The 20,455-nt window shown below is 40.4% G+C and carries 15 protein-coding genes; 8 read left to right on the top strand and 7 right to left on the bottom strand.

Annotated elements, in window-relative coordinates; translation table 11 throughout:
- The first annotated feature begins 95 nt into the window (after positions 1-95).
- Positions 96-869, top strand: a complete 774-nt coding sequence (locus ACTHN6_RS18065; protein WP_440437176.1) for a metallophosphoesterase family protein — start codon at positions 96-98, stop codon at positions 867-869.
- Positions 870-1,143: 274 nt separating this feature from the next.
- On the opposite strand, the gene ACTHN6_RS18060 is transcribed toward ACTHN6_RS18065, so the two are convergent.
- Positions 1,144-1,596 carry a hypothetical protein gene (locus ACTHN6_RS18060; protein ID WP_440437175.1) on the bottom strand — a complete coding sequence of 151 codons (453 nt, stop codon included), beginning with the start codon at positions 1,594-1,596 and terminating at the stop codon, positions 1,144-1,146.
- Positions 1,597-1,881: 285 nt separating this feature from the next.
- Between ACTHN6_RS18060 and ACTHN6_RS18055 the strand changes: the two genes are divergently transcribed.
- Positions 1,882-2,241: a YgaP family membrane protein gene (locus tag ACTHN6_RS18055; protein ID WP_440437174.1), complete on the top strand. Its 360-nt coding sequence runs from the start codon at positions 1,882-1,884 to the stop codon at positions 2,239-2,241.
- A 13-nt stretch (positions 2,242-2,254) separates the two neighbouring features.
- Positions 2,255-2,686: a universal stress protein gene (locus ACTHN6_RS18050; protein WP_440437173.1), complete on the top strand. Its 432-nt coding sequence runs from the start codon at positions 2,255-2,257 to the stop codon at positions 2,684-2,686.
- A gap of 168 nt (positions 2,687-2,854) precedes the next feature.
- Here the strand turns inward: ACTHN6_RS18050 and ACTHN6_RS18045 are convergent, their stop codons facing one another.
- The 6 genes from ACTHN6_RS18045 to ACTHN6_RS18020 all read right to left on the bottom strand — a co-directional run bounded on the left by ACTHN6_RS18045 (position 2,855) and on the right by ACTHN6_RS18020 (position 10,398).
- Positions 2,855-3,880 carry a S41 family peptidase gene (locus tag ACTHN6_RS18045; protein ID WP_440437172.1) on the bottom strand — a complete coding sequence of 342 codons (1,026 nt, stop codon included), beginning with the start codon at positions 3,878-3,880 and terminating at the stop codon, positions 2,855-2,857.
- Positions 3,881-3,919: 39 nt separating this feature from the next.
- Positions 3,920-4,750 (bottom strand): hypothetical protein, encoded by an 831-nt coding sequence (locus ACTHN6_RS18040; RefSeq protein WP_440437171.1) that lies wholly within the window; start codon positions 4,748-4,750, stop codon positions 3,920-3,922.
- 153 nt (positions 4,751-4,903) lie between these two features.
- Positions 4,904-5,668 carry a LytR/AlgR family response regulator transcription factor gene (locus tag ACTHN6_RS18035; RefSeq protein WP_440437170.1) on the bottom strand — a complete coding sequence of 255 codons (765 nt, stop codon included), beginning with the start codon at positions 5,666-5,668 and terminating at the stop codon, positions 4,904-4,906.
- 1 nt (position 5,669) lies between these two features.
- Entirely contained in the window at positions 5,670-6,713 is a 1,044-nt protein-coding gene (locus ACTHN6_RS18030) for a sensor histidine kinase (protein ID WP_440437169.1), read from the bottom strand.
- Positions 6,714-7,066: 353 nt separating this feature from the next.
- A complete protein-coding gene (locus tag ACTHN6_RS18025; protein WP_440437168.1) occupies positions 7,067-9,499 on the bottom strand; it encodes an ABC transporter permease in 2,433 nt (810 codons plus the stop codon).
- Positions 9,500-9,906: 407 nt separating this feature from the next.
- Complete coding sequence (locus ACTHN6_RS18020) at positions 9,907-10,398, bottom strand: DUF2231 domain-containing protein (RefSeq protein ID WP_440437167.1); 492 nt, start codon at positions 10,396-10,398, stop codon at positions 9,907-9,909.
- Positions 10,399-11,010: 612 nt separating this feature from the next.
- On the opposite strand from ACTHN6_RS18020, the gene ACTHN6_RS18015 reads away from it, so the two are divergent.
- The 5 genes from ACTHN6_RS18015 to ACTHN6_RS17995 all read left to right on the top strand — a co-directional run bounded on the left by ACTHN6_RS18015 (position 11,011) and on the right by ACTHN6_RS17995 (position 20,437).
- A complete protein-coding gene (locus ACTHN6_RS18015) occupies positions 11,011-13,407 on the top strand; it encodes an ABC transporter permease (RefSeq protein ID WP_440437166.1) in 2,397 nt (798 codons plus the stop codon).
- A 393-nt stretch (positions 13,408-13,800) separates the two neighbouring features.
- On the top strand, positions 13,801-17,109 hold the full coding sequence (locus tag ACTHN6_RS18010; RefSeq protein WP_440437165.1) for a SusC/RagA family TonB-linked outer membrane protein: 3,309 nt from the start codon (positions 13,801-13,803) through the stop codon (positions 17,107-17,109).
- A gap of 10 nt (positions 17,110-17,119) precedes the next feature.
- A complete protein-coding gene (locus ACTHN6_RS18005; RefSeq protein WP_440437164.1) occupies positions 17,120-18,712 on the top strand; it encodes a SusD/RagB family nutrient-binding outer membrane lipoprotein in 1,593 nt (530 codons plus the stop codon).
- A 65-nt stretch (positions 18,713-18,777) separates the two neighbouring features.
- On the top strand, positions 18,778-19,854 hold the full coding sequence (locus ACTHN6_RS18000) for an alkaline phosphatase family protein (RefSeq protein WP_440437163.1): 1,077 nt from the start codon (positions 18,778-18,780) through the stop codon (positions 19,852-19,854).
- Positions 19,855-19,858: 4 nt separating this feature from the next.
- A complete protein-coding gene (locus ACTHN6_RS17995) occupies positions 19,859-20,437 on the top strand; it encodes an HD domain-containing protein (protein WP_440437162.1) in 579 nt (192 codons plus the stop codon).
- The last annotated feature ends 18 nt before the right edge of the window (positions 20,438-20,455 follow it).

Below are 20,455 nucleotides of genomic sequence, written 5' to 3'. Positions count from 1 at the left end.
GCGCCGGCACTCATTGCATTGGTCAATATTGCCTTTTTGGTTCAGACGTAAATACTACACGAAACAACAATTACAAAACGCTTAATTCATTTATTATGAGAATTGCATTGTTCAGCGATATACATGCAAACCTTCCTGCATTGGAAGCATGTTTGAAAAGCATAGAAGAAGAAAAGCCAGACGCCATTTATTGTTTAGGTGATTTGGTTGGTTATAACATTTGGGCAAATGAAGTTGTAAACGAAATCAAGAACCGAAAAATTCCAACCATTGCAGGGAATTACGATTTTGGCATTGGACGAATGAGCAACGATTGCGGTTGTGCTTACAAAACCGACCATGAAAAAGCAAACGGTGCTGTTTCGATTTCCCTCACCAATGCCCTCATCAAAGATGAAGAAAGAGCGTATTTACGAACACTTCCTGCACAGATAAAAGTGGAGTTTCAGCTAAACGAAGACAAATTAAATTTGCTTTTAGTGCATGGCAGCCCCAGAAAAATTAATGAATACCTGTTTGAAGACCGTGAAGAAAAAAGTTTGCTTCGTATCATGGAGCAAGCTGATGCCGACATCATGTGTTTCGGGCATACACACAAACCATATCACCGCATCTTAAATTCAGGAACTGACGGTCAAAATCATTTTCGCCATGCAATCAACATCGGTTCTGTCGGCAAGCCAAAAGATGGCAATCCGAATGGTTGTTATCTAATACTTACTATTAACGCCAACAGTTCCACACTTGACAAAGACAGTATTCAAGTTGAGTTTGTCCGCTTTGATTACGACATTGAAAAAGCAGCAAAAGCAATAGAAGAAAGCCCATTGCCAAACGAGTATGCAGATATGTTGAGAAAAGGGTATTGATTTCATGTGCCGACCCGTGCATAATCAATCACCGGCTGCGGTTCATAATTGGACGAAACACGGGTTATCATCAACGCAAAATCTGATGGTCGAAAATTACGACCTGCTACCACTATATTTTCATCGTTTTTATAAAGTCCAGATCAACAGGCATTGCGTTGAGCTAAATATGAAAATTATTTAGCAATCTTCAGTTCAATTTAAGAGTAAGAAAAGCATGCACATCTTTGACTGTTTTAAAAAAACAAGACGCATTTCAGTTTACTCAAATCCACTAATAATCTTCTATAATATCAATCGGTATCTTAACGCTTTTCATTAATCCATCCAGGGATATTTTTTTGTCGGCCAGTAATGTTTTTTCGTCAAAGTTTTTATCAATCAGAAGCAGGCTTGCTGTCTTTATCAATTCAACCACATCATCCACCGAGGCGTTGGTCTTTAACACAGACCGGTAAAGAATGCCTTCATTCTCTACCATTGCTTTAGCGCTTTGCATATTATCTGTGATAAGGTTCTCATCCTGGCTTTCCGGAAGGCCTGCTATGAATGAATTATCAGTTGACGTGATATCACTGGGAAAAATATAGCCCTTGCTTACCTCATGCTCGCCCTTAAGAAAAACGGCCAATATTTCAGCGTTTTCAGTTTTAGCTTTCGCGATAGCATGATGAACTACCTGATAGGGGAAATGTGTGCCGTTTATAATAATTGCAATGATTTTCATAATGAAATGTGTTTTAATGAGTGGACATTATAGCCCCTTGCGTGTTTAATACAAAAACCGTGGTAATAATGAATGCCCGCAACAGTAATCTTCATAATTATATGTAAGTAAGAAAAATAATGTTACCTGAATGTGAATTTTTAAAATATTATTTAATAAACAGTCCTTATTTGAAGAAGCGTATCATGTATTAAAAGCATGCTGAATAAGAACAGTTATTTTACCTGCTTGGTATTGAACAAGAGGTGGCTTTCTATCCGGTTTAAGGCCGGCAATACAGGTTTAATGGATGTAGCTTTGTTGAAATTCCATTTTAAATTAATTCAAATTTATTTACCACAATCATATTACCAGATGACTCAGGTCACCTACTGCTGCGATATTAACCAAGAGCTTTATCCTGCAAAAAAAACTATGGTTATGAAAAAAAATATGGGAAAAGCAGACCGGGTGATAAGAATATTTATTGCTGCTATTATAGCTATTTTATACTTGACTCAGATCATGAGCGGGGTACTGACAATCATTTTATTGACTGTCGGCTTCATATTCCTGGTGACCTCTGTAACGGGTTTCTGCCCTATATATAAACTGCTCGGAATTAATACGTGCAAAAGAAAAGACAGCAGCACTTCATCTCACTGAAAAGCTAACACACATGAATTATAAAAAGATACTGATTGCTGTTGACGACAGCCCGGTAGCTGAAAAAGTAGCGCTGGAAGGGCTTCTGCTGGGAAAACAATTAAATGCTGGAATGGCTTTGATAAGTGTGGCAGATATAGCATTCGTTATGGCAGAGGGCGGAGTGACACCACGTGAAATGACAGAGATGATAAAGGATGATTTAAAGAAAGTCCAGAAGATGCTTATTAAAAATATATTTAAAGAGCAGAAAGTGTGGTCATTTATTGAGGAAGGAACCCCGGCTGATATGATTAAAAAAACCTGCGATGAATGGGAAGCCAGCCTCATTGTAATTGGCACACATGGCAGAACCGGGCTTTCCCATATCCTTATGGGAAGCGTTGCAGAGCGGGTGATCAGGCATTCTCCTGTTCCTGTATTGGTAGTGCCGGTAAGAAAATAAGAAAATCGTTTTTGAAAACCAGCTTCTCAATTCGATGCAGGTTATTGCGCACGCAACTACATATCGTATCACAATCAACCGCTTCAGCGACCGGCGTTTACTCTCAGGGTTTATCTGAGGATAACCTGCTGCTTGTAAGCCTTCATTAACTTTCGGATACATGCATTTCTATTCCAGCATTTTAACCGCTTCTTCCAACACCATATCTTTTCCGCTCTGAATATCTTCTTTCTTATTCACAATTCTTTTCACAGGTGCAATGCCCTTTCCTTCCAAGCTGTTGCCGTTGGCATCACGATAATCGCCAACACCGGTAAAGTAAAGCCAGCCGTTTGGCAGTTCACGCGCAAGCACATCCGAGAACCCGCCGGCGGTTGTATCGCCCACCTGTGTAATATGGGCCTGCGTATTCATGGCCCAGGTGAATGTTTCACCGGCGCTCGTTGTCCAGCGCGTAGTGAGTAATATCACCGGGTTGGTATAGGCATTCGGTTGCGGCTGCACATACCATTCAACAGGCGTTGTAAAATCATTATGGTTAGGACCGTTTCGCTTTTTTACCGTCATAAAAAGCGCTTTTTGTTTAGCGAAACAACCGGCTATATAACGGCTTACTTCATCATCGCCGCCACCATGGTTGCGTATATCTACAATCATGGATCTTGTTTGTTGAAGGCTATCCAGTATTTTATTCAGCTGATAGTTATAAAACGATACCGGCATGCCAAATTCACCAAAATGGATATAGCCAATATTGCCGGGCAGTATGCCATAATGCAGTTTGTCGTCAACTGTAATAAGCGAGGGCAGGTAGTTTTCTTTAATTACATCAATAGAAAAATCCTGCTGCACTTTATTTTCCCTGAAAAATACACTGCTCTCATACCTTGGCAAACCATGGCTGGTGGGCTGAAGGAATACGTGCGGATCATTCAGCGGTTTTATCAAATTACAAAGCACATTATACAATGCGGTATCAGTCATTTCATCATTTACCATGGGCCTGTTTACAGCATATATAGAATCCCAATTAATTTGTTTGGTTTCAAATAATCCATACCACTGGTCGTACCCTTTCCACATTGCATCAAAATTATTCACCGCGGTATTGCCTGCAACTGCCGGCAGCAATAGTTTCTGGCAGGAAGTGCCTGCTATCAATATTATGATTAAAATATAATTTACCTGTTTCATGTTGTAATGATTTATCTTTTTTAAAATGTATTGAATGGGTTATTTCACGGAGGCTACAACGCCTATGTTATTTTGAAAAAATGTAACCGGTTTTGCATGGCTGTAATGAAGCCATTGCCCAAAATAATGAATGCCAACGCCCAGCCTTTTGCTCATAGCATATTCATATGAAGCATCAATTTGTATGTTTTGAAAATCTATTACAGATGCAAACCTGGAACCCTGCTTAAAAAAGGTTTTTATATTGCTGTCGCCATTGCCCGCGCTGATGGTGTTGTGATACGGCAGCCTTGCGTTGCGGGCAAAAAGCGGGATAGATATTTTAAGGTCAACCTGGTGTTTTGTGTTGATCATTATTTTATGTGCATAATCGGCATTTAGGGAAGTACTGTTGAGCCAGCCCATGCGGATGATATTATCCGAATAATAAATCTGGTTATTTAAAGAGCCGCCAATATATTCCTGTGTGCGAATGGTATTGTTGCCCAGCTTTGAATAGCCCGGTGAAACAGCCCTGTAATATCCCATTTTAATGCGGGCACTATATAGCTTTCCTGTTATGGTTGATGAATCTTGTTTAGGTGTACCATCGTTGTTATACCCGGGGTTATACCATAACCTGTCAGCAAAGCCGGTTGGGAAAAAATCACCTAAAGCACCGTTGATCTTTATATCAAATCCTGCCTTTGCATTTTGATGTTCATAGCCAATCAGAAATGTTTTTTCACTGCTTTGATATTTCAATGGCGAGGCCTGTTTATCCACCATCCACGTGCGCTGGTAGCCAATGCCCACCTGGAATTTGCCGCCTTGTGCTTTTGTATACAGGCTGAGCAGCAACAGCCCGTAAACGAGATATGATTTTTTCATCTTTTAAAATTTATGCGTGATAATTTTTGTAAAGATGAATAGCGCGCAAAACAGTGAAAATGGTATAATCAATGAAGCGTATAAAACAACCGATGAAACAAAGCCGCTGGTCACAACGATATAAATGCCACCTTAAACAGAGCTGGCAGGCTGCTATTCGCCCAGCCATGTTTTAAACAAACCGGCCTTTTCCCTGCTTACAATAACCTGTTCTTCCATAGCCGGCTTTACTTCCACCACCAATTTTTGATTGAACCATGGCCGTATGGCAACAACAGATTTGCTGTTAAGTATGCACTTCCTGTTGGCCCTGAAGAATTGTTTGGGCGAGAGCATGTTTTGCAGATCGTCCAGGGTATAGTCAAGTATATATTTCTGATTTTGCGTATGCAAAAAGGTGAGCCCGTTATCGGAAATAAAATAAGCAATATCGCCTACGTCAATGCTTATCATTTTTGAACCTGATTTTATGAGGAAACGCTCCCGGTAACCCTGTGCCTGCTGCTGCAGCTTTTGCATTTCGCTGAACAAGGCCTGTATGTTGCCTGCTATATCAGACTTTTGCAGTATGTGATGAAACTTTTGCAGCGCCGTTCTCAGCTCTTCTGTATTAATGGGTTTTAAAAGATAATCGATGCTGTTGAGTTTAAAAGCTTTAATGGCAAATTCATCATAAGCCGTAATAAAAATTACCGGTGACGTAACATGCACCTGCTGAAACACCTCAAAGCTCTGCCCATCGGCCAGTTCAATGTCCATTAATATAAGATCGGGTGGCGGCAATTGCTGCAGCAGCTTAACCGTTTCTTTCACTGTATAACTCATGCCCGTAACAGTGGCGCCGGGCTCAAGTTCCAGCAATATTTTTTTTAATTGTTTGGCAAGCAGTGGTTCGTCTTCTACAATTAATACCTGCATATTACCTTGTTTTAATTAACGGAACGGAAACCCTGAAATAACCACCGGTTTCTTCAATCTTTACATCCTGGTTTGCAAGAATTTTATACTTGGTAATAATATTCAATAATCCTTTTTTATTGCTAAACCTTACATTCATTTTTTTCTGCAAATTATTCTCAACAATAAGATTGGCGCCGTCATCTGTATAAACCGTTACAACAAGCGGTTTATCGGGAATGATGATGTTATGCTTAACCGCGTTTTCAACCAAAAGTTGAATGGTAAGTACAGGTAGGCTGTAATCATAATATTCCTTTCTTGTAATCTTAAATTCAAGCTGCAGGCCATTTTCAAACCTTGTTTTTAAAAGCCTGGCATACGAGCTGATAAATTCAAGTTCTTCTTTTAATGTAATAAGCGGTTTATCGTGCGATTGCAATATGTACCTGTACACAACCGACATTTGTTCAAGAAAGATTTTTGCGCGGGCCGGGTCTTCATCAATCAAAGAAGATAAGGATCCGAATGTGTTGAAAAGAAAATGCGGATTCAACTGCACTTTTAAGAGATCAAGTTCGGTCTGCAGGTTTTCGGCCCTTAAAGCTTCTGCTTCTACCGCTGTATTTTTCCACATGGTGAAATAGTAAACAGCCTCGTATATGCCGGCTATAATCACTACAAATAAAATGGCCACGAAAACGCTGTGCAGGTAAGCTTCCAGCGGAAAGCGGTATCCCCACAGCAGGCTTTTATCGTATATAAAAATATTCAGGATCCGCAATAAAATGGTAAGTGCCGTGCATACAATAAGTGTGTAGATAATGCGTTTCGTAGTTTGCTCAAGCCCGCTGAAAGCCTTGCGGCATTGCAGCACCACCACACGATTCACTTCCCATAAAACAACGGTTTCGGCTATTGATAACAGGTAGATCGTTATAAATCCAAACCGTTCAGGGCCGGTATCGTTCCTGTTAAAAAAAATTATATGACCCATTAAACCAATAACGGGCACGCCGATAAAGCGAAACCATTTGTCATTCAGCTTTTGTGCAGTGCGGTTCATTACAGCAAGTATATGTTTTTTAAGCGATGTATATACTTGTTGTATGATGAAGTGTTGAAATAAGCAAATGGAACGGCAGGGCAGGTTTATAAAATAAGGTGAACGCCGATATATGATCGTTATACAGGTAAACCCGTTCTTTGAATATCCGGGACACAATTGATTTTGTGATTATGTGCAAACGGGTTTTTCCCTGTGATATTGATGAATGTATCCAGCCTGTTCTTCCACATATTTCTGATTGGAATGAAATAATTTTTAAACATGGGCATAATTTAAGTTGTATGCCGTGCTTTGTATAAACATGGTAAATATTTTGTTTTTGCAGGTTTGACCATTGAAGCCTGACCGCTTCACTCTGCCCGCAACGACTTAACTGGATTTGTCATCGCAGCTTTTATGGTTTGGAAGCAGATCGTTAACAACGCAATTATAATGGCCGCGAAACCTGCAATGGCAATCATCCACCATGTTATTGAAATGCGATATGCATAATCCTGTAACCATTTTGTCATTGCCCAATATGCAACAGGAGAGGCAATAACAATTGAGAGCATGACGGGTTTCAAAAAATCTTTTGAGAGCATTGATGTTATAGCGCCTGTACTGGCGCCAAGCACTTTGCGGACGCCGATTTCTTTATTACGTTGCTCTGCCATAAAAGCTGATAATGCGAATAAACCAAGACATGCGATAATGATGGCAAGTATTGCAAAACTGGTGAAGATGCTCCCGGTACGTTTTACATCTGCATACATATTCGCAAAACTTTCATCAAGAAACGTGTAGCGAAAAGGTTGATTGGGTGAAAAATCTTTCCAAACGGATGATGCATAGTTGATAACTTTTTTTACATCCGCGCCTGCTATTTTTACAGAAATAATGGAAGAGTTATAATTTCCCAAACCAAAACAAAGTGGCGTTACACTTTGTTTCATTGATTCAAAATTGAAGTCTTCCATCACTCCAATCACATTAAATTTTTGCCAGCCATTTTCTATGCGTTTTCCCACAGGATTCTTTAAGCCAAGTTCTGCTGCCATTGCCTGGTTGATAACTACTGCAGCCGAATCTGAAGCCATTTCTTTTGAAAAATATCTTCCCTGCAGCATATGCATGCCCAGTGTTTTGAGATAATCATAATCAACCGTCCATATCTGGCCAAACACGCCAATATCTTCTTTCTTTTTTCCTTCATTATAAAATGTATTGCCATTACGTTTGGTGCCGGCTACGGGCAGGTAATCACTTACAGAAACACTTTTTATTTCAGAAGATTTCAGCAACTCATCTTTAAAAGCATCTCTTTTATTTTCAAGCGTATTTGTTCCCTGTATCAGTAGCACCTGGTCTTTATCAAAACCAATTTTTTTATTGAGTATATATTTTGTTTGACTATAAATAACAATGGTACCAATGATAAGGATGATAGAAGTAGTGAATTGAAAAACAACTAACCCGTTTCTTAGAAATGAATTTTTACTGCCCCTGCTCAACTGTCCTTTTAAAACATTAATAGGTTTGAATGAAGACAAATAAAATGATGGATACAAACCCGCAAACAACCCGATTAAAATGGCTGCAGCAAGCATTAATGGCAGTAACCACCATGCCGTCCACGGAATGGTTAAATGTTTTGCGGCAAGTGTATTGAAGTAGGGGAGCAGCAATATCGCAATTAACAAACCCAGCATAAAAGACAAAACACTAAACAATAATGATTCGGTGAGAAATTGTTTTATAAGATTGATGCGATGCGAGCCAACTACTTTTCTTAAACCAACTTCTTTTGCACGGTTAGCGGATTTGGCGGTTGACAGGTTGATGAAATTAATGCAGGCAATTACAAGAATAAACACCGCAATTGCTCCAAACAGCCACACAAACTTTATATCGCCTTTTTCAAGACGGTCGTCAATATTGGCGGAGTAAAGATGAATGTTCGTTATAGGCTGTATAAAAAGTTTTGCTTTTTTAGCAAGATCATCAGCTTGTTTATCGCCTTCCGCTTTTAAAGCCGGAACATAATATTTGGTAAGAATTTGTTGCAGTTTATTTTGAAATTGTGCAGCATCAGCACCCGGTTTCAGCAAAACATAAGTAGGATAATTACTAGCCATCCATGTAGTTTGCTCACCATCCCAAAGCTGGTGCCCTGTCATGGTTAAAAGAAAATCGTAATGAATATGCGAAGTGGTTGGAAAGTCCTGCATTACGCCACCAATTTTATAAGGGTTCTTTGTGTCGTTGTTCAGGAACATTATTTTTCCAACCGGATTTTGATTGGGAAAATATTTGTCGGCCTTACTTTTTGAAATCACCATTGTATTTGGCTCGCTCAAAGCATGTGCCCTGTCGCCATATACCATTGGCACCTGCAGCATATCGAGCATATCCTGGTCTGAATAACTAAAGCCCTGCTCAAACGTATTTTGTTCTGCATCTGATCGTCTTATCTGATTACTGCCGGCACCATAAAAAAGCGGCGCATCCATAAAGCGCCCGGACTTTTCTACCTCAGGAAAATCTTGTTTTAAAGCCTTTGCCATAGGTGCGGGCCAATCGTTACCGGTTTGAATTTTTCCGTTGTTGTTGTATTCACCTGTTATCCTGTAAATACGATCAGCATATGCCCAGTTTTTATCGTAGCTCAATTCGTCTTTTATATACAATGCAATCAACAAACAGGCAGCAATACTTAATGCAAAGCCGCCAATTTTTATTGCAGAATACATTTTTTGCTTAACCAAATACCGCACTGCAATTTTGAAATAATTTTTAAACATAAAAGTTGATTTTAGGCGGATGAACGTTGATAAAAACTGCCGGATCCCCATAACCGGCAGGTGATGTTTAAAAATCCCAATAAGCTTTAATCCTCCAGGGTTAAAAGCTTATTCTGACAAACTCAACAGGTATGCCAATACTGGAATGTGTGTACAGCCTGTATTTCAGAAAATCAGGTTGATTAAAAATGTACGGAAGCGGACAGTTTTTTGTACGAACATGAACGGTTAGGCGGGTTGTTGCTCTCCCATGAATCATGTTACAATTTCATGCAGTATAGCGTGTTTCAGGTATTGATTAAAAAGTGCTGATGCTGTATCAAAGCGGTTTTGTTTAAAAATGTAATGGATTAAAATCAGGCAGAAAAAGTGCCTGGCACTGATTCAACGAGGAACGTTTTTCGAAATTATGAACTTTTAATGCTGATAGTGGCCTGTTCCCCATGTATGTTTTCTGTACGTATCACGGCATTGTCTATTTCCGTGTGCCTTATGCGGCCTCCAAGATAACCTGTCCATGCAGACATTCCAAAACAGATAAGCGACAAAATAAGGACGATAGTCAGGATTGCTTTAGTAAACTGCGACTTTTTCCAGGTTAGATAAGCGCCGGCAAGCGCTCCTATGCCCAGGGCGATGGCAGCCACCAGTGTGAATTTGGCAAACTCTTCGTGTTCTTCAATCATGTTTTTTTCAATTCCTTGAATATTTTCAGCGACTTCCTCAGCGGCCTCACCGGTTAAATAAGCTATAATACATCCTGCTGCAGCCACCAGTAGTAAGGTATAGGCAGCCATCTGTGTATGATAGCTTCCTGTGCGCCTGCCGTATAGAAGCAGCAGCAGGCCAATGATGGTACCAAAGATGGGTAAGTGTGTAATCATTAAATGTAAATGCATAAGATTTATTCTTTACATGAAGTTCCGGCTAACGATTTTGTAAAACATGATCTTCATTAATGATTGCAGTGATTTGACTCATATCAATTTAAAAGAGCAATTGAAAAAGGGGATAAGATGTCCGGTCGGTTTGTGGCAATATGGTTCTGTCATCTAAAGACGGACCGGATGGGTTCGCCGCGACGGCCTTGCAGAAAAGCTGCTTCCGGTTGTGGCCCTTTACCCGCCGGATGGACTGTTGCTTGACGTGAGCGGCTGTAAGGAACAAAATACAGGCGTAAGTCTGAAGAAAAACTGAAGCCGGAAACAAAGTGTGTGTAGTGTTGATAATAATACCATATTAAAATTTTGTTCATTCCCGCACAAAAAACTGTTCACATTCGAACGCTTTTAATTGACCTGATTTCCTGAAATGCATACGGAACGGGTATTCTGGCATTGGCACGGCTGTTGAAGTGTTTTGGCACAAGCTTTTAACCGTGGAGGGTTGGAGCTTTGTTGAGGTTTTTAAACATCGCCTGCCGGTTTGGGATCCGGCAGGTTTTTATCAATATCTTTCGGCATAAACCAACTCCATGTTGAAAAATCAATTCAAAATTTAAATTTTATATCGTGTTTAAAAGTTATTTAAAGACTGCTATAAGAAGTCTTTTTAAAAACAGGCTAACGACATTTATCAATATTTTTGGATTAGGGCTTAGTATGTCTGTTGGATTAATGATTTTAATTCGCACACAGGATGCATTGAGCTATGATAAATTTAGCCCCAACCCTGAAAGAACTTACCGTATTACTTCTGAGTACAATAAAAAAACTGGTGAACGCTGGCAAATGGCAAGCACACCGCTTCCGCTGCTGGATGGCCTGGATAAAGACCATACAATTATAGAAGATGCGGTAAATATCTATCCTGCATTGAATGGGCGCGCAACGGCTAACGGCAAGGAAATGTATATAAACGGCGCTTTTACGGAACCATCTTTTTTTTCCATGTTCGGCTTTTCCTTACTGGCCGGCAATGTGGCTACGGTTTTAAAAGACCCCAATACCGTTGTAATAAGTAAATTAACCGCCGAAAAATTCTTTGGCAACACGAATGCTATTGGCAAGGTCATACAATTTGATAATGGGTCAGTTTTTTTGGTAACAGGCGTTTTGAATTCACCGCCCGGTAAGTCTCACCTCAACTATGAGGCATACGCTTCTTACAGCAGTATTCCTCAAATGGAAATAAAGAAAACACTCGCAGAGAAATCAGCCGACTGGTTTGCTTTTAATGCCGGCTATACTTATGTGCTATTGAATAAAAATGCGCAGCCAATTGCATTGCAGTCGCAACTGAACAGGATTGCCAATAATTTGAATAAAGTAAATAAAGATGGTGTTTCAGCATTTCATTTGCAGCCCTTTAATAAAATAACGCCCGGAAGCACTTATTTAGATAATGACAATGCCGGCGGAACTTCATGGGCAAAAATTTATGCCGAGGCCGGCATTGCCTTGCTGATATTGCTGGCCGCATGTTTCAACTATACTAACCTTACCATTGCACGTGCTTTAACAAGGGCCAAAGAAGTAGGAATAAGAAAAATAGCGGGTGCAAAACGCTCCCAGGTTTTTGTGCAATATATTTTTGAATCTGTTTTATTGTCCGTGTTTTCATTAGCGTTCGCCTGGCTTATCCTTTATCTTATCGTTCGTTATGCACCCTTTAATGATGATTATGAATTCATCCCATCTTCGTTTCATTACAATGCGGGGTTCGTTGTTTGGTCGTTGATATATGCATTATTCGCAGGCTTCATAGCCGGCTCAGCACCGGCATGGATCTTATCGGCATTTAAGCCGGTACGGGTGTTGAAAAATTTGTCAACAGCAAAAATTTTAGGCAAAGTAAGCCTGCAAAAAACACTGATTGTTTTTCAGTACAGCCTTTCGCTGGTAGTAATTATTTTCCTGTTTGTATTTTATAAGCAGTTTACATTCATGGCTAAAGCCGATCCGGGTTTTAAGCGGGATCACGTAATGGTAATTCCATTAAATGATATAAATGAACGGTTAGCTGCACAGAAGCTCAGCGCTGTTAGCGGCGTGAAAAATGTTTCGGCATCTTCTGCAAATTTTACAAAACACTTTAGTGGTATGAATGCCCCTTTTTGGTTGAGCAGCCGTAAAGATGCTATCGGGTTGAATTATTATTATGCGGATGATAACTTTATCTCCGTTATGCATTTTGCATTCCTGGCTGGAGCAAATTTTCCAGGCCAGGCACAAGATGATAAGGAGGAGTATATTTTATTGAATGAAAAAGCAGCGCATGCATTTGGTTTTGCTAATGCGGCAAAAGCTGTTGGCGAAAAATTATGGCTTGATGATTCAACACAACTGGAAATAAAAGGCATTCTCAGGGATTTTAAGTATGAAAGTGCCGGCATGCCAATTGACCCTTTGGCATTCAGGGCTAAAAAGAATGCCTGTACAAATTTGTACATCGAAACAATAGGAGATAATAAAACAGCAATAGAAGACCGGGTAAAAGCATCCTTAAAAACATTAAGCCCGTCGCAGCCTGTTACCGCATCATGGTTGTCTGATGATCTTGATGAAGCCAATTCCCAAACAGCAACCATTTCCTTGTTGGGATTCCTGGGATTTATTGCTTTAGCTATTGCAACACTTGGTTTGCTTGGGCTTGTTGTATATACGGTTCAGGTAAAAAGCAAAGAAATAAGCATTCGAAAAATCGTCGGCGCTCATGAAGTTCAAATTGTAAAAATTCTTTCAAAAGGGTTTATCAAGCTTTTATTTATAGCTGGTTTTATTGCAATGCCGATAGGCTGGTTTCTTGCAAAAATGTTTATTCAGAATTTTACCGACAGAGCGCAATTTGGTTTTATAAATGTGCTCATGTGCTTCCTGTTTTTACTGGGCATAGGTTTATTTACAATCATATCTCAAACATATAAAGCGGCCGTTTCCAAACCGGCAAAGAATTTAAGAACGGAATAAAATCAAAATCACGTTTTATAATGGTAATGCGCTGCGGGTAGCGCTGTGATGGCTATTGCAGCAAAGGAAAAATGCAGGCAATAATTCTCCCTTCCCTGCCAGGGAATCATGACATTTCAATAAGACTACAATTGAGCATCGGGGCTTTTGAATTTTTAAGTTTAATATTCACTGATGTGTGACTTATGCTGCCTGCAACAAAAGTGTGGACTGCCTTTCCATAATAGAAACAGGTTAGTTATAAACAAGAAATACAAATAGAGTATTAAACTGAGGTTATGTAATTATTAAGCGGCAAAGCTTAATAATTACTTCATTATTTGTTAACAGCCCCGTAAATACTGCATAAAAACGCGTAGATAGTTTTGCGGCCTCATTCTAAAACTAAGTGTTATGAAGCCAGCTCTACGTAAACTGACAATCATATTTGGTTGTGTATTTTTTTTCTTAAAACTTAATGCTCAAACATTTCCTGTACACGGCAAAATTATTGACTCCTTATCTCAGCAGGCTGTGGCCGGAGCCACTATAAGCGCCGGGAATCAAAGGGTTTCTTCAGACAGAGAAGGCAGTTTCACTATTAATGCAGCCCAGGGCTCAAGTATCACGGTAAGCTTTGTTGGATACAATATGAAAAGCGTACCTGTAAATGATGGAAGCTTTCTGAACATTGTGCTTTCAGCAGCATCGCAGCAGTTAACTGATGTTGTGGTTACAGCGCTTGGTGTAAAAAAAGAAATTAAAAGAATTGGCTATGCCATTCAGGAAGTAAAAGGTGAAGATATTACCAAGGCAAGAGATCCGAATCCTTTTACAGGCCTTACGGGAAAAGTGGCCGGGCTGTCTGTCGGGCCTTCAGCCGAACTGTTAAGAAAGCCTACCGTGCTTTTACGTGGTAATGAAATTTCGCTGTATGTGGTAGATGGTGTTCCCATCAGCTCCGACACATGGAACATAAGCCCGGATGATATTGAATCCTTTACCATATTAAAAGGGCCGACTGCTGCTGCTTTATATGGAAGCCGTGCCCAATATGGCGCCATTCTTATCTCCACAAAAAAAGGAAGTAAAAACCGGAAGGGGTTTACAGTTGAAATCAACTCAACCAATTCTATTGACAAAGGTTTTCTTGCATTCCCGCGCATACAGACGGAGTATGGCCCGGGCGAAAATGAATTATATGCTTTTGGCGACGGAAAGGGTGGCGGTTTAAATGACAATGACTATGATGTTTGGGGCCCAAAATTTGAAGGACAGTTGATTCCGCAGTATGATGGCGAATACGATCCCAACACCACATATACCACTACTTTTCCTGGTGGCAGGGTGTGGACGGGTAATATAAAACCAACACCCTGGGTGGCACGCGGCGCCAATAATTTAAAGAACTTCCTGCGCACCGGTTTTCAAACCACCAATAATATAGCATTGACGGCCAATGGTGATAATTATAATCTCCGGTTTTCATTATCCCATTCCTATCAGCAAAGCATTGTTCCCAATACAGAATTGAATATTACTGATTTTAATGTGTATGGTTCATACAACCCGTCAAAAAGATTGAAGATAGAGGCTAACCTGAACTTCAATCGTCAATACACACCTAATTTTCCGGATGTGGATTACGGCCCCAATAGTTTGATATATGGTATAGCTGTATGGACGGGCGCAGATTGGAATGTTGAATCGCCTGATATCAAAAACATCTGGCAGCCCGGCAAAACAGGCACGCAATCTGTTTTTGCAGAATACCAGCGTTATCATAACCCATGGCTGATGGTGAAAGAATGGATGCGCGGGCATTATAAAACAGACATCTATGGTTATGTTTCGGCTAACTATAAAATTGATGATCACCTGAATGTAAACCTGCGCACACAGGTAACTACCTACAACTTATTGCGTACCGAAAAAATGCCTTATTCTGCACACCCTTATGGCCGTGAACAAAACCTCGGTGATTACAGGGAAGACAGGCGTGATTTGTTTGAAAGCAATTCAGATTTGCAGTTAAACTACAATTATACCGTCGCCGGTTTTCTTAATCTTTCCGGTTTAGTCGGAGCCAGCGCAAGGCTGTTTTCCTATAACTCCGGCTGGGCCTCTACTGATTATTTAAGCGTGCCAGAAGTATATTCCTTCAGCAATTCATTAAACCCCATACAGGCAAACAGTTTTGAATCAGACATGCGTATTTACAGCGGTTACTATTCCCTGGATGCATCGCTTGGTAAATATGCCACCTTATCTACTACAGGAAGAATTGATAAATCATCTGCATCGCCAAACCAGTTAACGTATTTTTATCCGGGCATCTCTGTTTCGTCTGTACTATCAGATTATATTCAATTACCGAAAGCTATTTCTTTTTTAAAAATCCGTGCATCGTATGCCAATGTAAAAGGCGATGCCACTTCACCAACAATAGGTGTTGCTCCATTTACTACTATAACAGCATTCGGCAGCTCACCTTCTGGCCAGTCGATTTATGATTACCCGCTTGACTACGGCAATAATTATTTATCACCATACGGCGGCCCGGATTACTCTCTGGATACACCGTATTCATCGCGCAAGCCTTATAATAACCAACCGGCGGCCTATGCCAATTCTAATTTATATGATCCTAACCTGAAGCCATTTACGCGTGTGAATTATGAAGAAGGTTTTGATATAAAATTCCTGAACAACCGGCTTGGTTTCAGTGCTACTGCATTCCAGTATATTGATGGCCCGCAAGTACTGGCTAATCCTATTTCAACAGCTACCGGCTATGCTTATTATTATCTCAACGCTTTAAAAACAGAGAAAACGGGTTATGAGCTTTCATTGTCCGGCACACCGGTTAAAACCAGGAACCTTATGTGGGATGTGCTGGTAAACTGGAGCACTTACCAGGACAAGTATAAAGAATTGCCACCGGGGCAGGACGTATATAGAACCTTTTTTCATAACGGCGACCGCGTAGATAAATTTTACGGAAGCGCATTTGTAAAAACGCAGGACGGCCAGATTGTGAACGATGATGCAGGTAAGCCACTGGCTAACCCTGTTCCGCAATTCCTGGGTTATTTAAACGGAAAATTTCAATGGAGCATTTATAACAAGTTTACCTATAAAAGCTTTACGCTGGGTTTCCAGTTTGATGGAAATGTTGGCGGCATCACTTCAGATTACATGCGCCTTAAAACCATGCAGGGCGGCAGGAATATTGAAACCGTTCAGGGTGCTATTGGTAAATCGCGTGAAGATGATAATGACCATGCCGGCGACCCGGATTTCCCCGGCACATACATAGGTGAAGGTGTTGTGGTAAGCAATGGTGCAGACATCAATTTCGACTCTGAAACGGGCGCCATATTAAATTATGATGCGCTTAAGTTTTCACCCAATACCCAGGTTGCGCACGTGCAGGATTATGTGAGCAAATTTTATGGCATTTCAGAAGCCAACTTAATGAGCAAAACATATGCAAAGCTGCGGGAAGTAACCATCAGTTACGATTTGCCGCAGCAATGGCTGCAGCGGGGCTTTATTCAAAAGGTTTCCATTTCACTGGTGGGCAGGAACCTTATTTATTTCTATGGCGATAAAAGATTCAGGGATGTTGACCTTGACCAGTATAATTATTCAACAACCGGCACTGCACTGCAATCGCCCACAACACGCAGGTATGGATTTAATGTAAACATCATCTTCTAAAACAACTGAAATGAAAAATAATAATAAATATACCGTCATTATCCTGTTATTAATTGTTTTTGCCTCCTGCAAAAAAAGCTTTGAAACGCTCAGCAAAAACCCCAATAAACCATCGGAAGTTCCTGCATCGCTTTTGTTGAACGGTGTATTAAATGATATATATGATGCACCCTACACCATGCAGGAAAGATGGTGCCAGTATTATTGCTGTAATTACGATTATTATGGAAATAACCGTTACGATTTTGGTTCGCAGGATGATTATTACAACACATTGAACAATGTAAATAAGATGGAAGCTGCCGCACTGGCCACAGGCGGTGAAACAATAAATCCTTATGAGGCGCTGGGGAATTTTTTCCGTGCATATATGTTTACCAAAATGAGCCTGGAATACGGCGATATTCCGGTGGATGATGCTTTAAAAGGATTATCCAACCTGCAACCTGCCTACAATACGCAGAAAGAAGTTTTTATAAAGGCCTTCGGCTGGCTTGAAAAAGCCAATACCGACCTTTCACAGCTTATTGCCAATCCTTCATCCAACACAACAAATGGCCAGGTATTGAAAGGTGATATTTACTTTAATAATGATCTTGCCAAATGGCAAAAAGCAGTAAACACTTTGCACTTACGTTTATTGCTTGCATGCAGTATGAAGGCAGATGATGCCGGCCTGAACATTAAAACGCAGTTCAACACCATCGTCAATAATCCTGACAAATACCCTGTTATGGAAAACAGCGGCGATAACCTGCAATACACGTATATCCATCCTACAAACGATTATCCTATGAACCCATCAAATTTCGGGTTTGATGCATTGCGTTATAATACTTCAGCTACTTATATTTCCTTGCTTACGAAGCTGAGAGACCCACGTGTTTTTGTTACGGCAGAGCCTGCAATTGCGTTGATTAAAGGCAATGTTAAGCCAACCGATTTTGAAGCCTTTGCAGGCGCTGATCCCGGCGAAGACCAGGGCGTGATGTATGTAAAAACCAACAGCGGTAATTACTCACTTATCAACCGTCATCATTTTTATGAAACCTATACTGGTGAGCCAAGCATACAGATCGGTTATCCTGAGCTTTGTTTCAACATTGCGGAAGCCATTAACCGCGGCTGGATTAATAAAGGCCCGCTGGGCGCTGCGGAAGATTATTATAAAGCAGGAATTATTTCATCCATGGATTTTTATGGTGTGCCTGTTTCCGGATCGTTTACCGCTTACTTCTTAAAACCAGGCGCAAGTCTTGGTACAAGTAATACCTATACCATTGATGTGAATTTTGATAATTATTATGCACAGCCGCTTGTGAAATACGCCGGCAATAACACAAATGGCCTTACCCAGATATTGCAGCAAAAATACCTTGCATTATTCCGCCATTCAGGGCTGGAATCTTATTTCACATGGCGCAGAACGGGCGTTCCGGCTTTTACCACCGGCACAGGCACCGGCAATAGTGAACGCATAGCGTTACGGTTTCAATATCCGGGCAATGAAAAAACAGCCAACGCAACAAATTATAATGCGGCCTTGCAGGCACAATATGGCGGCAACGATGATATAAATGCCAAAATGTGGTTATTAAAATAGGATGTGATTTTTCTCATAGAACAATGGGCATTGTATAAAGATGCGATGCTATTTAAAAATCTTTTATGAAGTATATAGCTGCTGTTTTGTTTTTAGGGATTATCTGCCAGACGGTTTCGGCACAACGTAAAACAGAAAACCTGGTTATTGTTACATTGGATGGAATGCGCTGGCAGGAAGTGTTTAAAGGCGCTGATTCAGCCATCATTGTAAATAAAAAATTCACCGGCGATTCTGAGAGTGTTATAAAAAAATTCTGGAGTAATGATATACATGAAAGAAGAAAAAAATTGTTTCCCTTCTTGTGGACTACTATTGAAAGTGAAGGTCAGTTATATGGTAACAGAATCAAAGACTGTTATGTAAACAATGCAAACCCTTACTGGTTTTCTTACCCGGGATATAATGAAATTTTTACCGGCTATCCTGACACGGCTGTAAATTCAAATGATACCATAAGAAATAAGAATGTAAATGTGCTTGAGTTTATAAACAAGCAAAAGGGTTATGCAGGAAAAGTAGCCGCTTTTGCAACATGGGATTGTTTCCCGTACATTCTTAATAAATGGCGCAGTAATATATATGTGAATGCAGGTGTTGATTCATTACAGTTCAATGCGCCTGAATTCAGTTTACTGAACGACCTCCAGTTTCTTTCTGCAAAACCTGTGGATGTTCGCCTGGATGTAAATACTTACCTGGCCGGTAAAACTTATCTTAAAACCTACAGGCCAAAAGTTTTATATATCGCTTTTGACGAAACAGATGATTTTGCACATGCGGGCATGTACGATCAATACCTGAAAAGCGCACATGCCGGAGATGCCATGATTGCTGACCTGTGGAAAACACTGCAGTCGATGCCGGAGTACAAAGACAAAACCACATTGATTATAACATGTGATCATGGCAGGGGCGATGCCAATAAAAATGAATGGACTTCTCACGGCGAAAAGATTGCCGATGCAGGCCAGATATGGATTGCAGCCATCGGCCCTGATATAAAGCATAGGGGAGAAGTAGCGGGTGGCGATACTTTATTCCAGGCACAACTGGCAACCACTTTTGCTGCCTTATTGGGTTTTGATTTTAAACCCGATCATCCCGTAATGAAACCCATTGATCAGATAACTTCAAAATAATCCTATGAATGAAACATATCGTAAAGAAGATATAGTAAACGAGATAATGCTTCTGTATGAAAAATTTGGCGATGAAGATTATGATGGGGAACCCGTATCGCAAACGGCTCACATGATACAATGCGCTATGGAAGCAATGGCAAGGGGAGAAGACCAGGAACTGGTGCTCGGTGCGTTTTTGCATGATATAGGCCATTTATTGAAACATGTGAATATTACGGAAGAAATGGGCGGCTATGGTGTGGTAAACCATGAAGGTATAGGCGCTGATTATCTGAAACAAAAAGGATTTTCAAAACGTATATGCGCCATGGTTGAAAACCATGTAAATGCCAAACGCTATCTCGTTGCAGTTGATGAAAATTATAAATCAAAATTGTCTGAGGCAAGCCTTCAAACATTGCAGTGGCAGGGCGGGCCAATGCATCAGTCTGAAATAATCTTATTTGAACAACATCCTTTTTTTGACGACATCATTAAAGTGCGTTCATGGGACGAGATGGCCAAACGACCCGATGCTGTTTTATTGCCGCTATCTCATTTTAAAAAATTAATAAGCGAACATTTAAAAAGCAACCAATAACAGCTTAATACAGCATAC

This window comes from Parafilimonas sp. (genome assembly GCF_051953455.1).
Lineage (GTDB): Bacteria > Bacteroidota > Bacteroidia > Chitinophagales > Chitinophagaceae > Parafilimonas.
This window is presented reverse-complemented; position numbering and strand designations above follow the sequence as displayed.